This window comes from Trinickia mobilis (genome assembly GCF_017315705.1).
Lineage (GTDB): Bacteria > Pseudomonadota > Gammaproteobacteria > Burkholderiales > Burkholderiaceae > Trinickia_A > Trinickia_A mobilis.
In genome coordinates this window covers 53,526-67,403 of the sequence record NZ_JAFLRF010000008.1, presented here as the reverse complement: position 1 = coordinate 67,403, position 13,878 = coordinate 53,526, and the positions used below count along the sequence as shown (strand labels likewise).

Genomic DNA, 13,878 nt, shown 5'->3' with positions numbered 1-13,878 from the left:
ATACGTCGTGGTCGACGGGATGGATTCGCGGTTCATGAGCGGATGCGTTTTTCGGAAGCGAACTGCCGTCAGTGAGGTGGCGGGGGCTGGCCGCCTCCTCACCCCCGGCAGCCGCCGGGGCGCGGCACCGCTCAGACGTAGTCCTTGTACTTGTCGAGCAGGCGCTCGGGTTTGGCGAGCGCGTCGCGGCGGAACGGATCGCCCAGTTCGCGGGTGCACATGATCTCGACGATGGTGGTTTTGCCGTGGTTCATCTGCGCATCGATGGCGCGGGTGAGGGCGGGACCGACGTCCTCGAGACGGTCGACGACGATGCCCTCGGCGCCCATCGCGCGGGCAATCGCCGCGAAGCTGGGGTTGTCGAGCTCGCCGGCGACAAAGCGGCGGTTGTAGAAGTCGACCTGGTTCTTCTTCTCGGCGCCCCACTGGCGGTTATGGAACACCACGGCCGTCACCGGGATGTTGTGGCGCACGCAGGTGAGGGTTTCCATCATGCTCATGCCCCAGGCGCCGTCGCCGGCGTAGGAGACGGCCGGGCGGTCGGGGGCGGCGACCTTGGCGCCGACGATGGTGGGGAACGCGTAGCCGCAGTTGCCCCAGCTCATCGCTGCAAAGAAGCTGCGCGGCTGGTTAAACCGCAGGTAGCTGTTGGCCACGGAGTTGATATTGCCGATGTCGGTGGAGACCATGACGTTCTCGGGCATGGCTTTCTCGAGCTCGCGCAGCACTTGGCGGGGATGCAGATATTGGCCGCCGTTCGGAGTGCGCTCGTGCTTCTGCTCCTCGATCATGTCGAGGCTGTAGGGGTCGCGCTCGTGGGTCCACTCGTCGAGTTCCTTCTCCCAGGCGGCCTTCTCGGCGGCGATCCGGGTGGCGCGTTCCTCGCGCGCGGCGTCGCAGGCGAGGCTGCGCCCGTCGAGGCGCTGCAGCAGGGCGGCGGCGGTGGCGCGGGCGTCGCCGCAGATGCCCACGGAGATCTTTTTGACGAGACCGAGCATCTTGTGATCGGCATCGATCTGGATGATCTTCGCGTCCTTCGGCCAGTAGTCCATGCCGTGCTGCGGCAGCGTGCCGAACGGTCCCAGCCGGGAGCCGAGGGCGACCACGACGTCGGCCTGGGCGAGCAGCTTCATCGCGGCCTTGGAGCCCTGGTAGCCGAGCGGGCCGCACCACAGCGGGTGGCGCGCGGGGAACGAATCGTTGTGCAGGTAGCTGTTGACGACCGGGGCGCCGAGGCGCTCGGCGAGCGCCTGGCATTCGGCAATGCCATCGGCCATGACCACGCCGCCGCCGGAGATGATGACCGGAAAGCGCGCCTCGGCAAGCAGTTCGGCGGCTTCGTTCAGGCTCTGTTCGCCGCCCGCGCCGCGATCGAGGCGCTGAGGCTTCGGAATCTCGGCCTTGATCTGGCCGTAGAAGTAGTCGCGCGGGATGTTCAGCTGGGTGGGGCCCATCTCGGCCATGGCGCGGTCGAAGCAGCGGCCCGTGAACTCGGCCATGCGGGCCGGGTGGGTGACGTGTCCCTGGTACTTGGTGAACTCCTGGAACATCGGCAACTGCTTCGCTTCCTGGAAGCCGCCGAGGCCAATGCCCATGGTGCCGGCCTCCGGGGTGACGATGACCACGGGACTGTGGGCCCAGTAGGCCGCGGCGATAGCGGTGACGCAGTTGCTGATGCCCGGGCCGTTCTGGCCGATGACCACGCCATGACGCCCGGAGACACGGGCATAGCCGTCGGCCATGTGGCCGGCGCCCTGTTCGTGAACGACGGGGATGAGGCGGATGCCGGCGGGGGCGAAGATGTCCATGGCGTCCATGAAGGCCGAGCCCATGATGCCGAACATGTCGGTGACGCCGTTGGCCGCGAGCGTTTCGACGAAGGCTTCGGACGGGGTCATGGCCTGCGGGCCGGCGGGCGTGGTGCGGGCGGTGTCAGGGGCGCGGTCGCTCATGGGGATGTCTCCGTTGACTAATAAAATGGAACAAAAAGTTCCGAAAAGTTAGTGTTGAATGAAATGTAGGTCAAAAGACATCCGAGGTCAATCTGAATTTTCAATAAACGGGATGATTTGTATCTAAAACGGAAACTGGCTATGATGAGCCAACCGTGGCCGGCGATCGGCCGCATTCACGTGCATGCGCGTGCCGCTGCCATAGCGAGGCGAGAGAGGAGAACGAAGTGACTGATGTGGCGACTGGCAAACCGGACCGGATGGTTTCGGTACGTACCCTGTTTGGGATCGATTCCGGCCTGATGGTGCCCGCGTTCAGCGAGGCTGACGATCACGTCCCGGAAATCGACGACGCGTACCGCTTCAATCCGGAGGTGACGCTGGCGATCCTCGCCGGCTTTACCCGTGATCGCCGGGTCATGGTGCAAGGCCTGCACGGCACCGGCAAGTCGACCCATATCGAACAGGTTGCGGCGAGGCTCAACTGGCCATGCGTGCGCGTGAACCTCGACGGCCATATCAGCCGGCTCGATCTGGTCGGCAAGGATGCGATTGTGGTGCGCGACGGCCGGCAGGTGACCGAATTCCAGGAAGGCATCGTGCCGTGGGCGCTGCAACGCCCGGTCGCACTGATCTTCGATGAATACGACGCGGGCCGCCCGGACGTGATGTTCGTGATCCAGCGCATTCTGGAGCGCGACGGCAAGTTCACGTTGCTCGATCAGAATCGAGTGATTCACCCGCATCCCTATTTCCGCATGTTCGCCACCACCAACACGGTAGGGCTCGGCAACCTGAACGGCCTGTATCACGGCACTCAGGTGCTGAACCATGCGCAGATGGACCGCTGGAACGTGGTGGCCGCACTGAACTATCTGCCCCGCGCGGAGGAGGCGGGCATCGTGCTCGCGCGCGTGCCCGAGCTCGCCGACCAAGCCGGCCGTGCACTCATCGAGTCGATGGTGAGCGTCGCCGAACTCACGCGCAAGGGTTTCGCCGCCGGCGACCTGTCGACCTTGATGTCGCCGCGCACGGTCATCAACTGGGCGGAGAACTGCCAGATCTTCCGCGATCCCGCGCTGGCGTTCCGCCTGACTTTCGTCAACAAGTGCGACGAGGCCGAGCGGCCGCTCGTCGCCGAGTATTTCCAGCGCTGTTTCGGCAGCGAACTGGACGGCGCGGCGCATGGCGATGGCCCCGCCTCAGGGGCGCACTGATGGCTTCGGACCGGCAGGCCGCGCGGCGCGCGGAGCGGCGCGAAGCGCTGTGCGCGGCCGCGGTGCGCGCCCTCACGGGCGACACCGCACTGCATTACCGTGACGGCCGTTTGTGCCGCGAGCTGCGGCCGTTGCCGTTGCATGCGCCGCACCTGCGCACCGATCCGCTGAGCGACGACTTTGCTTCTTTGCGCGGCGCTGCCGACGGCGCGGCCCTGCGCCTTACGCACTCCGACCTGGACCTGCACCGTCAATTGTGTCCGGACGAGCGCATCGAACGGCTGGTGTTCGAACTGCTCGAGCAATTGCGCTGCGAAACCCTTGCGCCGCCCGGCATGCCGGGTGTCGTGCAGAACCTGCGCCACCGCTTCGAAGCGTGGTCACGCAGCTTTCACCGCTCCGGGATGACTGGCAGCCATCTGGGCATCCTGCTCTACACGGTGGCGCAGATCGCGTGGTCGCGCCTGTCTGGCTGGCCGGCGCTGGAGGAGACCGAGGACCTGATCGAGGCCACCCGCGCCGCGCTCGCACCGGCGCTCGGCGTGCCGTTGGCGGCCCTGCGGCGGCGTCGCACGGAGCAGCGTGCGTTTGCCGTCCCTGCGCTCGAGATCGCGTGGATGGTGGCCGAGATGATTCGGGCCGTCCGCGCGGAGCAGGTGCCGGACGATGCGAACGAGGCTGACGAGGAAGAAGCCGCGTACCAGGCGTTCGCGTTGTGGCTCGACTTCGCGGACGACGAACTGGAGGCCATGGCCGTCGCGGACACGGGCAATAGCCGGATGCTGGAAGCGTCGGACGAGGGTTATCGCGTCTATACGAAACGCTACGACCGCGAGATCCATCCGGGCTCGCTCGTACGCAAGGAGCAGTTGGGCGAGTATCGCGAGCGTCTCGACGAATTGATCGCCGCGCAGGGCATCAATGTGGCCCGGTTGGCCCATGCGCTGAAGGCGGCGCTGGCCGTGGCGCAGCGCGACGGCTGGGCCTTCGGCGAAGAGCATGGGCGCATCGACGGGCGCCGCCTTGCGCAGTTGGTCAGTTCTCCTGCTGAACGGCGCCTGTTCCGGCTCGAGCAGCACAAGCCGCTGGCCGACTGCGTGGTGGGCGTACTGATCGATTGCTCCGGCTCGATGAGGGCGCATATCGAGCCAGTGGCGATGATGGTGGACATCCTCGCGCGGGCGCTCGATCAGGCGGGGGTGGCCACCGAGGTGCTGGGTTTCACGACCGCCGCGTGGAACGGCGGGCGCGCCCGGCTCGACTGGCTGGCACGCGGCCGGCCGCGCCATCCGGGCCGGCTCAACGAAACGGCTCACTATGTGTTCAAGGACGCGGCGCTCAGCTGGCGGCGCGCACGCGCTGACATTGCCGCGCTCTTCAAAGCCGACCTGTTCCGCGAAGGCGTGGACGGTGAGGCGCTCGACTGGGCCTGTGCGCGTCTCGCCGCTCGCGGCGAGGCAAGGCGGATCCTGATCGTGGTCTCCGACGGCAGTCCCATGGACAGTGCGACCGCCCACGCCAACGACGCCTACTATCTCGACCATCATCTGAAGGAAGTGGTCGCGCGTCACGAAGCGGCGCGGGATGTGGAAGTGCTGGGTCTTGGCGTCGGACTCGATCTCAGCCCGTATTACCGCCATTGTCTCGCGGTGGATCTGTCGGTGCCGCCCACCATGCCGCTGCTTGCCGAGGTCGCAAGCTGGCTTGGCAGGCGCCGCTAGGCGGTGGCCAAGCCTTTTTCATGCTTGCTTGCGACTGGTATCACGGCACACGGACAGGCGCCTGCGCCCCCGCCGGCTCCTGCACGGCGGCCAGCGCCTGGACTGCCGTTACGGCGATCACGTAGAAGATGTCGTCTGCGCTGCATCCCCGTGAGAGATCGTTGGCCGGTTTCCGCAGACCTTGCAGTAAAGGCCCGATTGCTTTTGCGCCGCCGACGCGCTCGGCCAGCTTGTAGCCGATATTGCCGGCCTCGAGACTCGGAAATATCAGTACATTGGCCCGTCCCTTGACTTCCGAGTGTTCGATCTTGCGCATCGCGATCTCGGCGACGATCGCCGCATCGAGTTGCACGTCGCCGTCGATCGCCAGATGGGGGCGGGCGGCCTTCACCCGGTGAGTCGCCTCGACCACCTTGTCGACGGCCGCGTGCCGGGCGCTGCCGCTCGTCGAAAACGACAGCATCGCCACACGCGGGTCCTCCATCAGCAGGCTTTGTGCGCTGTCGGCCGCGGCCATCGCGATTTCGGCCAGCTCGCCGGCGCCGGGATCGACCACCAGGCCGCAATCGGAAAAGATCAGGCCGCCTTTGAGCGTATGGAAGGGCTCGCACAGCATCATCAGGAAGAAACTCGACACCAGCTTGAACGAGGGCTGGATGCCGATGATCTGGATCGCGGTACGAACCACGTCGGCGGTGGTGTGGACGGCGCCCGACACCGAGCCGTCGGCATGGCCGAGGCGCGTCATGAGGTTGGCGAAGCACAGCGGCTCGAGCACCTCCTGTTGAGCGGCGTCGAGCGTCATGCCTTTCTTGCTACGCAATGCGAACAGTTCTTCGGCAAAGGCGGGCGTGAGCGGCGAGCTGGCGGGGTCCACCAGTTCCATGCCGGCCAGCTCGATGTGCTCGGCGGCGGCCGCCTGCCGGATACGCTCAGCGTCGCCGACCAGTACGATGCGGGCAATGCCTTCGCTCGTTGCCCGCTGTGCGGCCTGCAGGATGCGTGGATCCTCGGCTTCGCTGAGCACGATGCGCCGCGGCGAAGTGCGGGCGCGTTCGATGATGCGGTTGATCGCTTTCATGGGGTTTGACCGGTCGCGGTTGCGCCGCGGGAACGGGGGCGGCGATCGGAGAGGCAGCAGGTGCTCGTCCATCCATGCCTTCCGGGCGTTACAAAAGCGGAACGTTACATTCCGAAATTATTTTCAGGCATGATGATCGAAAAAAGCGACCTCGTCAACAAGTTCATCAATAAACGGTACGAATTGTTTCTAAAATTGATCTACCTGATGGTGACGGTCGCTCGTGGCGCGGTCCGCCGACGAGGCGGGACACCGCGCGCGCCTCACGCTATTCCGCCCCCGGATTTCACCGTCTGCAGCAAAGGTGCCATTCTCACCGCCATCGCCTTGAGGGTCGGCACCACCTCCAGCAGATCGTTGAGATTCGCCCGCGCCGTCGGGGCATGCGTGGCCAGACACGCGAGCACGTGCCGATCGTCGGGATCGCGCACCGGCACGGCGACAGCGACCATCCCACGCACGAACTCCTCGTTGTCCACGCCGATCCCGCGCACGGCGAGCCGGTCGAGTTCCGCCTCGAGCAGGCTGAGTTCGGTCAGCGTGCGATTCGTCATCCGCTTCAGTGGCAGCCGCGCGAGCACGAGGCGGCGCTCGGCGGCGGGCATTTGCGCCAGAAAGAGCTTGCCGCTCGCCGTGCAATGCAACGGCACGCGCGTGCCGGGCTGCATCTGCAGTCGCAGCGGCTCGCTGGTTTCCACGCGCTCGACATAGAGCACCGTATCGCCGTCGAGCGCTGTGAGGTTGCAGGTCTCACCCAGCGTATCGACAAGCGAACGCAGCAGCGACCGGCAAGCCCGCGTGAAGGTGTTGTTGGCGAGCGTCGCCAGAGCGAGCTGCGCGGCTCGCGGACCAAGCGCAATGCCCCGGTCCGTGCCGCGTGAATCCGGCATGTGCATGACGTAGCCGTACGCCTCGAGGGATTCGATGAGCCGCATCAGCGTTGCCTTGGGAATATGCAACCGCGCCGACAGTTGCGACAGCGAGAACGGTTGCCCCGCTGCCGCGAGCTGTTCGAGCACGGAAAGGGCGCGCAAAACCCGCGTGTCGTCATGCGGCGGCTCGTTGCGTGACGGCGGTGTGGACTCTGCCATTGGCTTCCTTGATCCAGATGACGGTTGCGCCGGTGAACCGCGCGCGTGCGGGCGGCTCACGGAATTTGATAATGAAACAAAAAATTCCGTTTTCGTCTCGGTTCCACCGATCCTAGCGCGAAGTGCTTGAATTTGGAATTCAAGATCAATAAATTTCGACAAAACATACCAGTTTTTGAGAATGAAAAACAGGAGACATCTACCATGACACGCAGTTTCGACTATGTCGTCGTTGGATACGGTCAGACGATTTTCCATCCATCGGGCACGGCGAAGATGGGCATAGCGGGCGGTCGTCGATGAGCACTCGCGGGTGTACGGCACACCCGGACTGCGGGTGGTCGATTGCTCGATCATGCCGACGCTGATGTCGGGCAATACCAATGTTCCCCCTGCCGCGTTTCACGCGACGCGGCGAGGCCACTCAATGGAGAATTGAAATGAACGCGTCCCACCCGTGAATGTGAGGGCCGATTCGGAATGCCTCAGAATCCCACCCTCGTGAATTCGAGCGATCACCGCCGAGGCTTGTGTCCCATTCGTCCATTGGCGAATGCAGAAAAGTGAAGATTGCCAATGGCACTCGCCCACGCATTTACCCAGCGAGTAGCGATAGCCTTCTCAACGTCCGAATCCGCGCGCATGAGACGGTCGGTCGCGAGACGCAGGCGCCCCAACGCGTATTGCTTGCGCGTGCCTTCCCGACACTGACACGAGGCGCTTTTGTGCATCGCTGACGAGTGAATGAGGTGGAAAGTAGCGAGGTACAGCCGACTACCACCTCATAGTACCCCGATGAAATGGCGTCTAGCGCAGCGAGGATAGGCTTGGCCCAGATGTGAATTAGTCACGAGCTGGGTCGGAGGCGAGTCAGTTGGGCGCGACGCAGGCAACTGATTTTTTGTCACCAAGTAAAAAGGAAAGTAGGTCGAATCGGAATACAGTCGCACGAAGTGCGGCGTAAGCAACGGCGCAGCAGAGTTCTCTTTTGGATGCGGCGTTTGTGAAGGCCGGTGACGGTCTGACTCCGGTCGTTCGGCGGATCACATCGAAGCGCGACACAGCGTCCGGGGCTCGTCCGCGTGTCACCGGATTGCTTGTGTGGCGTCCGCATCATCGAGCCGGACCTCGCGACTTTCCCTCAGTGCGTATCTTGTTGCCATCGCAGTAAATTGTCCCTTACACGACGGGCCACCAGGACCGACAGGTAGTCCATGATTCGTGCGCCTTCGCTGTACTCAGCCCACGTCTCCTCGTACATCCTCGAGACCGTTTCCACCGGGGTATTGGTGTCGGTGGCGATCACCTTGACAATATCATTGTCAACATTGGGCGTGGCCATACGAACTCCCGACTAAAGTAAATGAGCCGTGCGGGGAAAGACAATTAGACAGGTTACCCGACATGCGAGGCAATTGAATCTCTCTATCGCAGGAAACGAGTCGGTCGAACACCTATTGTCTGTGCACATGCCAACATTTCTCTTTCGGCCTTGCGCGGTGCCGTGTCGCGCATTCTTCTTCGCGGTGCAAAGTCCGCCGATGATGAAACCGCACAAGATCTGGAAATTGAGCTGACGGCGTGCGTCGGCACGGTTCAGTCAGCACGGAAAGTATCGCGTGATGAGCGGCAGTGTGATTGTCCAATACCAGAACGAGATTAAGTCCGCCAAACCTGACATCACTGCTGCTGGGCTCATTGCGAAGTGGCTGCTTGCCGACCTTGTGCGTTGGGCGGGGGCCAAGCGTAGTCTGTCAGAGGCCATAACGCGATTTCATGTAGGCGCGCATATCGGAAGCGCGCCTACGCCTCAGGTGTTTATTCGGCGAGCGGTTTCCCCGACGCGTCCTTGATCTTCGCCTTCCATTGCGAGCGGATTTCCGTCACGACCGAATCCGGCAGCGAGATGTAGTCGAGATTGTCCGCGGCTTGCGTGCCGTTCTTGAACGCCCAGTCGAAGAACTTCAGCGTTTCCGTGCCTTGGGCCGGCTTATCCTGCGTCGTGTGCAGCAGCACGAACGTCGCGCCGACGACCGGCCATGCGTCCTTGCCCGGCTCGTTCGTCAGGATCTGGTAGAACGACCTCTTCCAATCCGCGCCAGCAGCGGCGGCCTTGAAGGATTCCGTCTTCGGCTCGACCACCGCGCCCGACGAGTTCTTCAGGTCGGTGTAGACCATGTGGTTCTGCTTCGCGTACGCCCACTCGACGTAGCCGATCGCGCCCGGCAGACGCTGCACGAAGGCCGCCACGCCGTCGTTGCCCTTGCCGCCGGTGCCCGTCGGCCAACTGACGGTCGTGCCTTCGCCGACCTTGCTCTTCCACTCGGGGTTCACCTTCGACAGGTAGTTCGTCCAGATGAACGTCGTGCCCGAACCGTCGGCGCGGCGGACCACGGCGATGTCGGTGTCAGGCAGCTTGACTTTCGGGTTCAGCGCGACGATGGCCGGATTGTTCCACTTCTTGATCTTGCCGAGGTAGATGTCGCCGAGCACTTCGCCCGAGAGGACAAGTTCGCCGGCCTTCACGCCCGGAACGTTGATCGCCGGCACCACGCCGCCGACCACCGTCGGGAACTGGAACAGGCCATCCTTCGCCAGTTCGTCGTCCTTCAGCGGTGCGTCCGAGCCTGCGAAGTCAACGGTCTTCGCGTTGATTTGCTTGATGCCGCCCGACGAACCGATGCCTTGGTAGTTGACCTTGCCGCCACCGGACTTCTGGTAGGCGTCGGCCCACTTCGTGTAGATCGGTGCTGCAAAGGTGCTGCCCGCGCCGGTGATATCCGCCGCATGCGCTACGGCTGTGCCGAGTGCGAAAATGACGCTCGCAAGTAGTCTTGGCCTCATCTGAGACTCCTCAAAATTGCTCCTAACGCGCCGCACCATACGTTCCGGATATGACGATTACGTGACGGTGTTCGTGAGGGCCGGCCTTGATTGCATTCGCTCCAAGGAACATGAGAGCGCAAGCAAACGCTAAGAATGGCACTGCCGCCGAACGCCCCCCGAATCCGATCGACGGTAACCTTAGCCGCCAAGTGGAGAGGGGACGGGGGAGAGGTGCGGGCGTTTCAGTCAGATAGAAATCGTGCCCCGATTGCGCTGCGCGATGACGGGACGCTCACAAACGGCTCAGCAGCTCCGCCTTCTTGGCGGCGAATTCCTCATCGCTGAGAATTCCCTTCGCGTGCAGTTGGGCGAGCTTCTCTATGGTGGCGAACACGTCTGCCTCGCGGGCAACCGACTGAGTGCTGACGAGTTCCTTCTGCACCGACGGCGACGCCGGCTGCGGAACTCCATCGACCGAGACAACCGGCAGGCTGGCGACAGCGACCAAGCCGTGCTGGCTCGCAAATGTGAGGGACGCGCCACGGGACTGCTGCTGTGAGAAGCCGCTGATCTGGTGATTGAGCGTATCGTAAACCGTCACCTTGCCGTTCACTTCGATCGCCAGGCGCCGGGGCTGTGCGAAGTAGGCATAGCGGACGTCGTTCTGCGCGCCGGTGCTGTCGGGCCGCCCCAGATCAGCGGGCCACCAGTCGCCAGAGGTGCCGGGGGCGGGCGGAACGAACAGACTCACCGGTCCGACCGGTCCCGCTGCAGTCTGCTGCTGGTTGCTGCCACCGTAACCGGCGCCGCTTTGCTGTTGTTGCTGGCCGCCGCCGTCGTTGCCCTGCTGCCGAGTACCCTGGCTCTGCGACTGGAAGCTGCCGCTGCGAATAAGGTCGGGCTGGTTAGCTATCAGGCGGGAAAGCTCGGTACAGAGCCCATCGACCCGGCCTTTCAGGTAGTTGTTGAACATGTCGGAGACCATGGTCATTCCCCCCTGCATCCACTGGCCGGAGCCGCCAAATTCGGGGTGATTGAACTGGGCCATGCTGCCGTTGCCGCGGATCACAGACTGCAGCATGCTCATCACGGCATCCGTACTGAACCCATGTCGCTGGGCTACTTCTTCGATCAATTGCTGGCCGGCGGGGGTGAGTTTTCGCATGGTGATCCACTCATGGTTTCTTCCGACACCGGGTCATATAAACCGCAGCGCCGCCTGCTCGGTGCCGGACGGGGCAATTCAGCGAGGATCGCGAAAATTAGGCAACGTCGCGGGGGAACAGTTCAGTGCGCCGTGAGCGGTGTTCTTTTACCGCCTGGGTTGCCTGAGCTCGGAAGGCGGCCCATATCAGCGACGAGTAGAATAACCCGGCTGCACACGGATGGGCTGCGCAAGCGCGCTTCATGGGTCCTTGCCGACAGTCAGTCGGTCTTGCGTGACTCGTTAAAAGTCAGGATCTGCAAAGACAGGGGAATCGATATGGAACAGCGCATCCAGAATTCATATCTCGCGTCCAAAGTGATGCCGGCCGATCGGGCGGCGGCGGAAATTCTTCCGGGCATGATCGTCGGAATGAGCGGGTTTACCGGCTCGGGATACCCCAAGGCGGTGCCCCTGGCGCTGGCGGCACACATCGAAGATGCGCATGCCCGCGGAGAAAAGTTCGCACTTCGCATACTGACGGGCGCCTCCACTGCTCCGGAACTGGACGGTGCGCTCGCCAAAGTGGGGGGTATCGACTTTCGCTTGCCCTACCAGTCCGATCCGGAATTGCGCGCACGGATCAACCGTGGCGAGATTGAGTACATGGATATCCATCTGGGGCAGGTCGCGCAGTACACCTGGTTTGGGTTCCTGGGCAAGATCGACGTGGCAGTCGTTGAAGTTTCCGGCATATTGCCCGACGGACGTTTGATTCCATCGACATCGGTCGGCAACAACAAGACGTGGCTTGACCTGGCCGACAAAGTCATCATCGAAGTGAATTCGGCTCAACCTGCCGGTCTGAATGGAATGCACGACATCTACTACGGTACGGCGTTGCCACCGGATCGCCAGCCGATTCCATTGGTCCGTCCCGGTGACCGTATTGGGGAGCCGTACTTGCGCGTCGATCCATCGAAAGTGATCGCCGTTGTGGAAACCCACGGTCCTGACCGTCTGGGCCGATTCGCCCAGCCGGATGACAGCAGCATTCGAATTGCGAATCACCTGGTAGCGTTCTTCCGGCATGAAATCGCCAAGGGAAGGCTCGGGCAGCAGTTGTTGCCGTTGCAGTCCGGGGTAGGGAATATCGCCAATGCGGTGTTGAGCGGGCTGCGCGACGGCGGATTTGAAGGGCTTACTGCGTTTACGGAAGTGATTCAGGATGGGATGCTGGATCTGATCAGGACCGATACCATTCGCACCGCATCGGCGACTGCCCTGTCGCTGAGCCCGGAAGGTGTCGAAGAATTCGGCCGCAATATCGACCACTACCGCAGCCGCGTCGTTCTGCGTCCCCAGGAGATCTCAAACCACGCCGAGCTGGTTCGCAGGTTGGGCTGTATCGCCATCAACGGCATGGTTGAAGCCGATATCTATGGCAACGTCAACTCGACGCACGTGGCCGGCACTTCGATCATCAACGGCATCGGCGGCTCGGGCGATTTCGCTCGCAATGGCTTTCTTGCGTGCTTCGTTACGCCGAGTACAGCCAAGAATGGAGCGATCTCCTGCATCGTGCCGATGGTCAGCCACGTCGACCACACCGAACATGACGTCACCGTGATCGTCACGGAACAGGGGCTGGCAGACCTGCGCGGGTTGTCGCCCAAGCAACGAGCGCGTGTTGTCATCGACAATTGCGCTCACCCAGATTACAGACCGCTTCTGCAAGACTATTTCGAGCGTGCCTGCCGTGACAGTGTCGGGAAGCACACCCCGCACCTGCTTGGCGAAGCCTTGTCGTGGCACCAGCGGTTCGCCGAAATCGGACGTATGAAGCCCTGATCGCAGCCGCCATCCCTTTTATCGAGGTCTGCACTCACCTTCTATCCGCTGGCCTGCTGTGTGACCGGCCCCATCCTGCGTGCGCGCTTCGCCCAACTTTCTGCACGTATCGCTCGCCTCTCGCCTGATGGACGACATTGAGCGCGGACTTTGGGCGGCGGGCCAGCGCCTTCCGTCCGTTAGGCATGGCGAGTTGTCCCAGCAGGTTCGAAAGCATCGGGTCCCTCAGCAATCAGCGCAAACCGTCTTCGCCCTTGATCTCGCTTGCCTGCAGTCCGCCGATGCGCGGCAGCGGCCGGCCGGACGCCGTCACCGCGACGGCGACCACGATCTCGTCGGCGCGCGGCGCGTCGGCCACGCGCGCTTCGATCGCGTCGAAATGGCTGCCGACATACGCGGCATCCTTGTGGCCGAGCGGCACGTCGATCGCGGTGCCGAGCGTGCCCATTTTCTTCGCCGACGGCACGAGCGCCGCGCCCTTTTCCACGGCCGCGCGCAGCGGCGCGCCGAGCTTCGGATGCAGGATTGCGGCCGCATGCTCGAGTTCGCCCGCCTCGCCGACGATCGCCGCCTTGCCGTAACTCTGCGCCTGCCCCGGCGCGATGCCGAGCGCCTCGACGCAGCGCTTGCCGAGCAGCGCGCCGAGCTCCTCGCCGGCTTCGATCAGCGCATCGAGCCGCGGCTCGTAGCGGCCCGCGTAGGGATTGTCGATCACTGCAATCGCCACTGCACGCCGTGCCGGCGGCTCGACGGCCTGCCCCATCTCGATCCGTGTTTCATCGACCTGCACGATCAGCTTGCGAAGCTTGATAGCCATTTGGCTCTCTGTGTATGGGTTCGCTGTTTCTGCGTGGCGGCGTGAGGGGCCTCGCTGCATTGACGGCAACATGCCGACAACGTGACAGTGCCGCCGCGACAGATCAGCGGCAGCCCGAGCATCACCTGCCGTAACCAGCTCCGGGTGACCGGCAACTGGAACAGCACCTCGTCATCGG

Annotated in this window: 11 protein-coding genes; 4 read left to right on the top strand and 7 right to left on the bottom strand. The window is 63.3% G+C overall.

Annotated features, from left to right (window positions below; genetic code table 11):
• Positions 1-131: 131 nt before the first annotated feature.
• Complete coding sequence (gene xsc / locus J3489_RS13245; RefSeq protein WP_206998649.1) at positions 132-1,952, bottom strand: sulfoacetaldehyde acetyltransferase; 1,821 nt, start codon at positions 1,950-1,952, stop codon at positions 132-134.
• A gap of 227 nt (positions 1,953-2,179) precedes the next feature.
• Here xsc and J3489_RS13240 point away from each other — a divergent pair, with 227 nt between their 5' ends.
• Together J3489_RS13240 and J3489_RS13235 are read left to right on the top strand one after the other, a co-directional pair.
• A complete protein-coding gene (locus J3489_RS13240; protein WP_206998645.1) occupies positions 2,180-3,169 on the top strand; it encodes an AAA family ATPase in 990 nt (329 codons plus the stop codon).
• Positions 3,169-4,890, top strand: a complete 1,722-nt coding sequence (locus tag J3489_RS13235; RefSeq protein ID WP_206998642.1) for a cobaltochelatase CobT-related protein — start codon at positions 3,169-3,171, stop codon at positions 4,888-4,890. Before J3489_RS13240 ends, J3489_RS13235 begins: the two co-directional genes overlap by 1 nt.
• 40 nt (positions 4,891-4,930) lie before the next feature.
• On the opposite strand, the gene pta is transcribed toward J3489_RS13235, so the two are convergent.
• Complete coding sequence (gene pta / locus J3489_RS13230) at positions 4,931-5,971, bottom strand: phosphate acetyltransferase (protein WP_206999020.1); 1,041 nt, start codon at positions 5,969-5,971, stop codon at positions 4,931-4,933.
• 263 nt (positions 5,972-6,234) lie between these two features.
• Positions 6,235-7,440 carry an IclR family transcriptional regulator gene (locus J3489_RS13225; RefSeq protein WP_508617096.1) on the bottom strand — a complete coding sequence of 402 codons (1,206 nt, stop codon included), beginning with the start codon at positions 7,438-7,440 and terminating at the stop codon, positions 6,235-6,237.
• Between J3489_RS13225 and J3489_RS39115 the strand changes: the two genes are divergently transcribed.
• The gene (locus tag J3489_RS39115; RefSeq protein WP_508617095.1) at positions 7,400-7,501 is read left to right on the top strand and encodes a hypothetical protein; all 102 of its coding nucleotides are present in this window, start codon (positions 7,400-7,402) and stop codon (positions 7,499-7,501) included. The two genes, J3489_RS13225 and J3489_RS39115, sit on opposite strands and share 41 nt — an antisense overlap.
• Positions 7,502-8,203: 702 nt before the next feature.
• On the opposite strand, the gene J3489_RS13215 is transcribed toward J3489_RS39115, so the two are convergent.
• From J3489_RS13215 to J3489_RS13205, 3 genes are all read right to left on the bottom strand, one after another.
• The gene (locus tag J3489_RS13215; protein WP_206998637.1) at positions 8,204-8,404 is read right to left on the bottom strand and encodes a DUF3562 domain-containing protein; all 201 of its coding nucleotides are present in this window, start codon (positions 8,402-8,404) and stop codon (positions 8,204-8,206) included.
• A gap of 476 nt (positions 8,405-8,880) precedes the next feature.
• A complete protein-coding gene (gene pstS, locus J3489_RS13210) occupies positions 8,881-9,906 on the bottom strand; it encodes a phosphate ABC transporter substrate-binding protein PstS (RefSeq protein ID WP_206998634.1) in 1,026 nt (341 codons plus the stop codon).
• Between the two features lie 274 nt (positions 9,907-10,180).
• Complete coding sequence (locus tag J3489_RS13205; protein ID WP_206998631.1) at positions 10,181-11,053, bottom strand: SHOCT domain-containing protein; 873 nt, start codon at positions 11,051-11,053, stop codon at positions 10,181-10,183.
• A gap of 318 nt (positions 11,054-11,371) precedes the next feature.
• Between J3489_RS13205 and scpC the strand changes: the two genes are divergently transcribed.
• Positions 11,372-12,883 carry a succinyl-CoA:acetate CoA-transferase ScpC gene (gene scpC / locus J3489_RS13200; protein ID WP_206998628.1) on the top strand — a complete coding sequence of 504 codons (1,512 nt, stop codon included), beginning with the start codon at positions 11,372-11,374 and terminating at the stop codon, positions 12,881-12,883.
• A 232-nt stretch (positions 12,884-13,115) separates the two neighbouring features.
• Here the strand turns inward: scpC and J3489_RS13195 are convergent, their stop codons facing one another.
• A complete protein-coding gene (locus tag J3489_RS13195) occupies positions 13,116-13,700 on the bottom strand; it encodes an amino acid synthesis family protein (protein ID WP_206998625.1) in 585 nt (194 codons plus the stop codon).
• Positions 13,701-13,878: the final 178 nt, after the last annotated feature.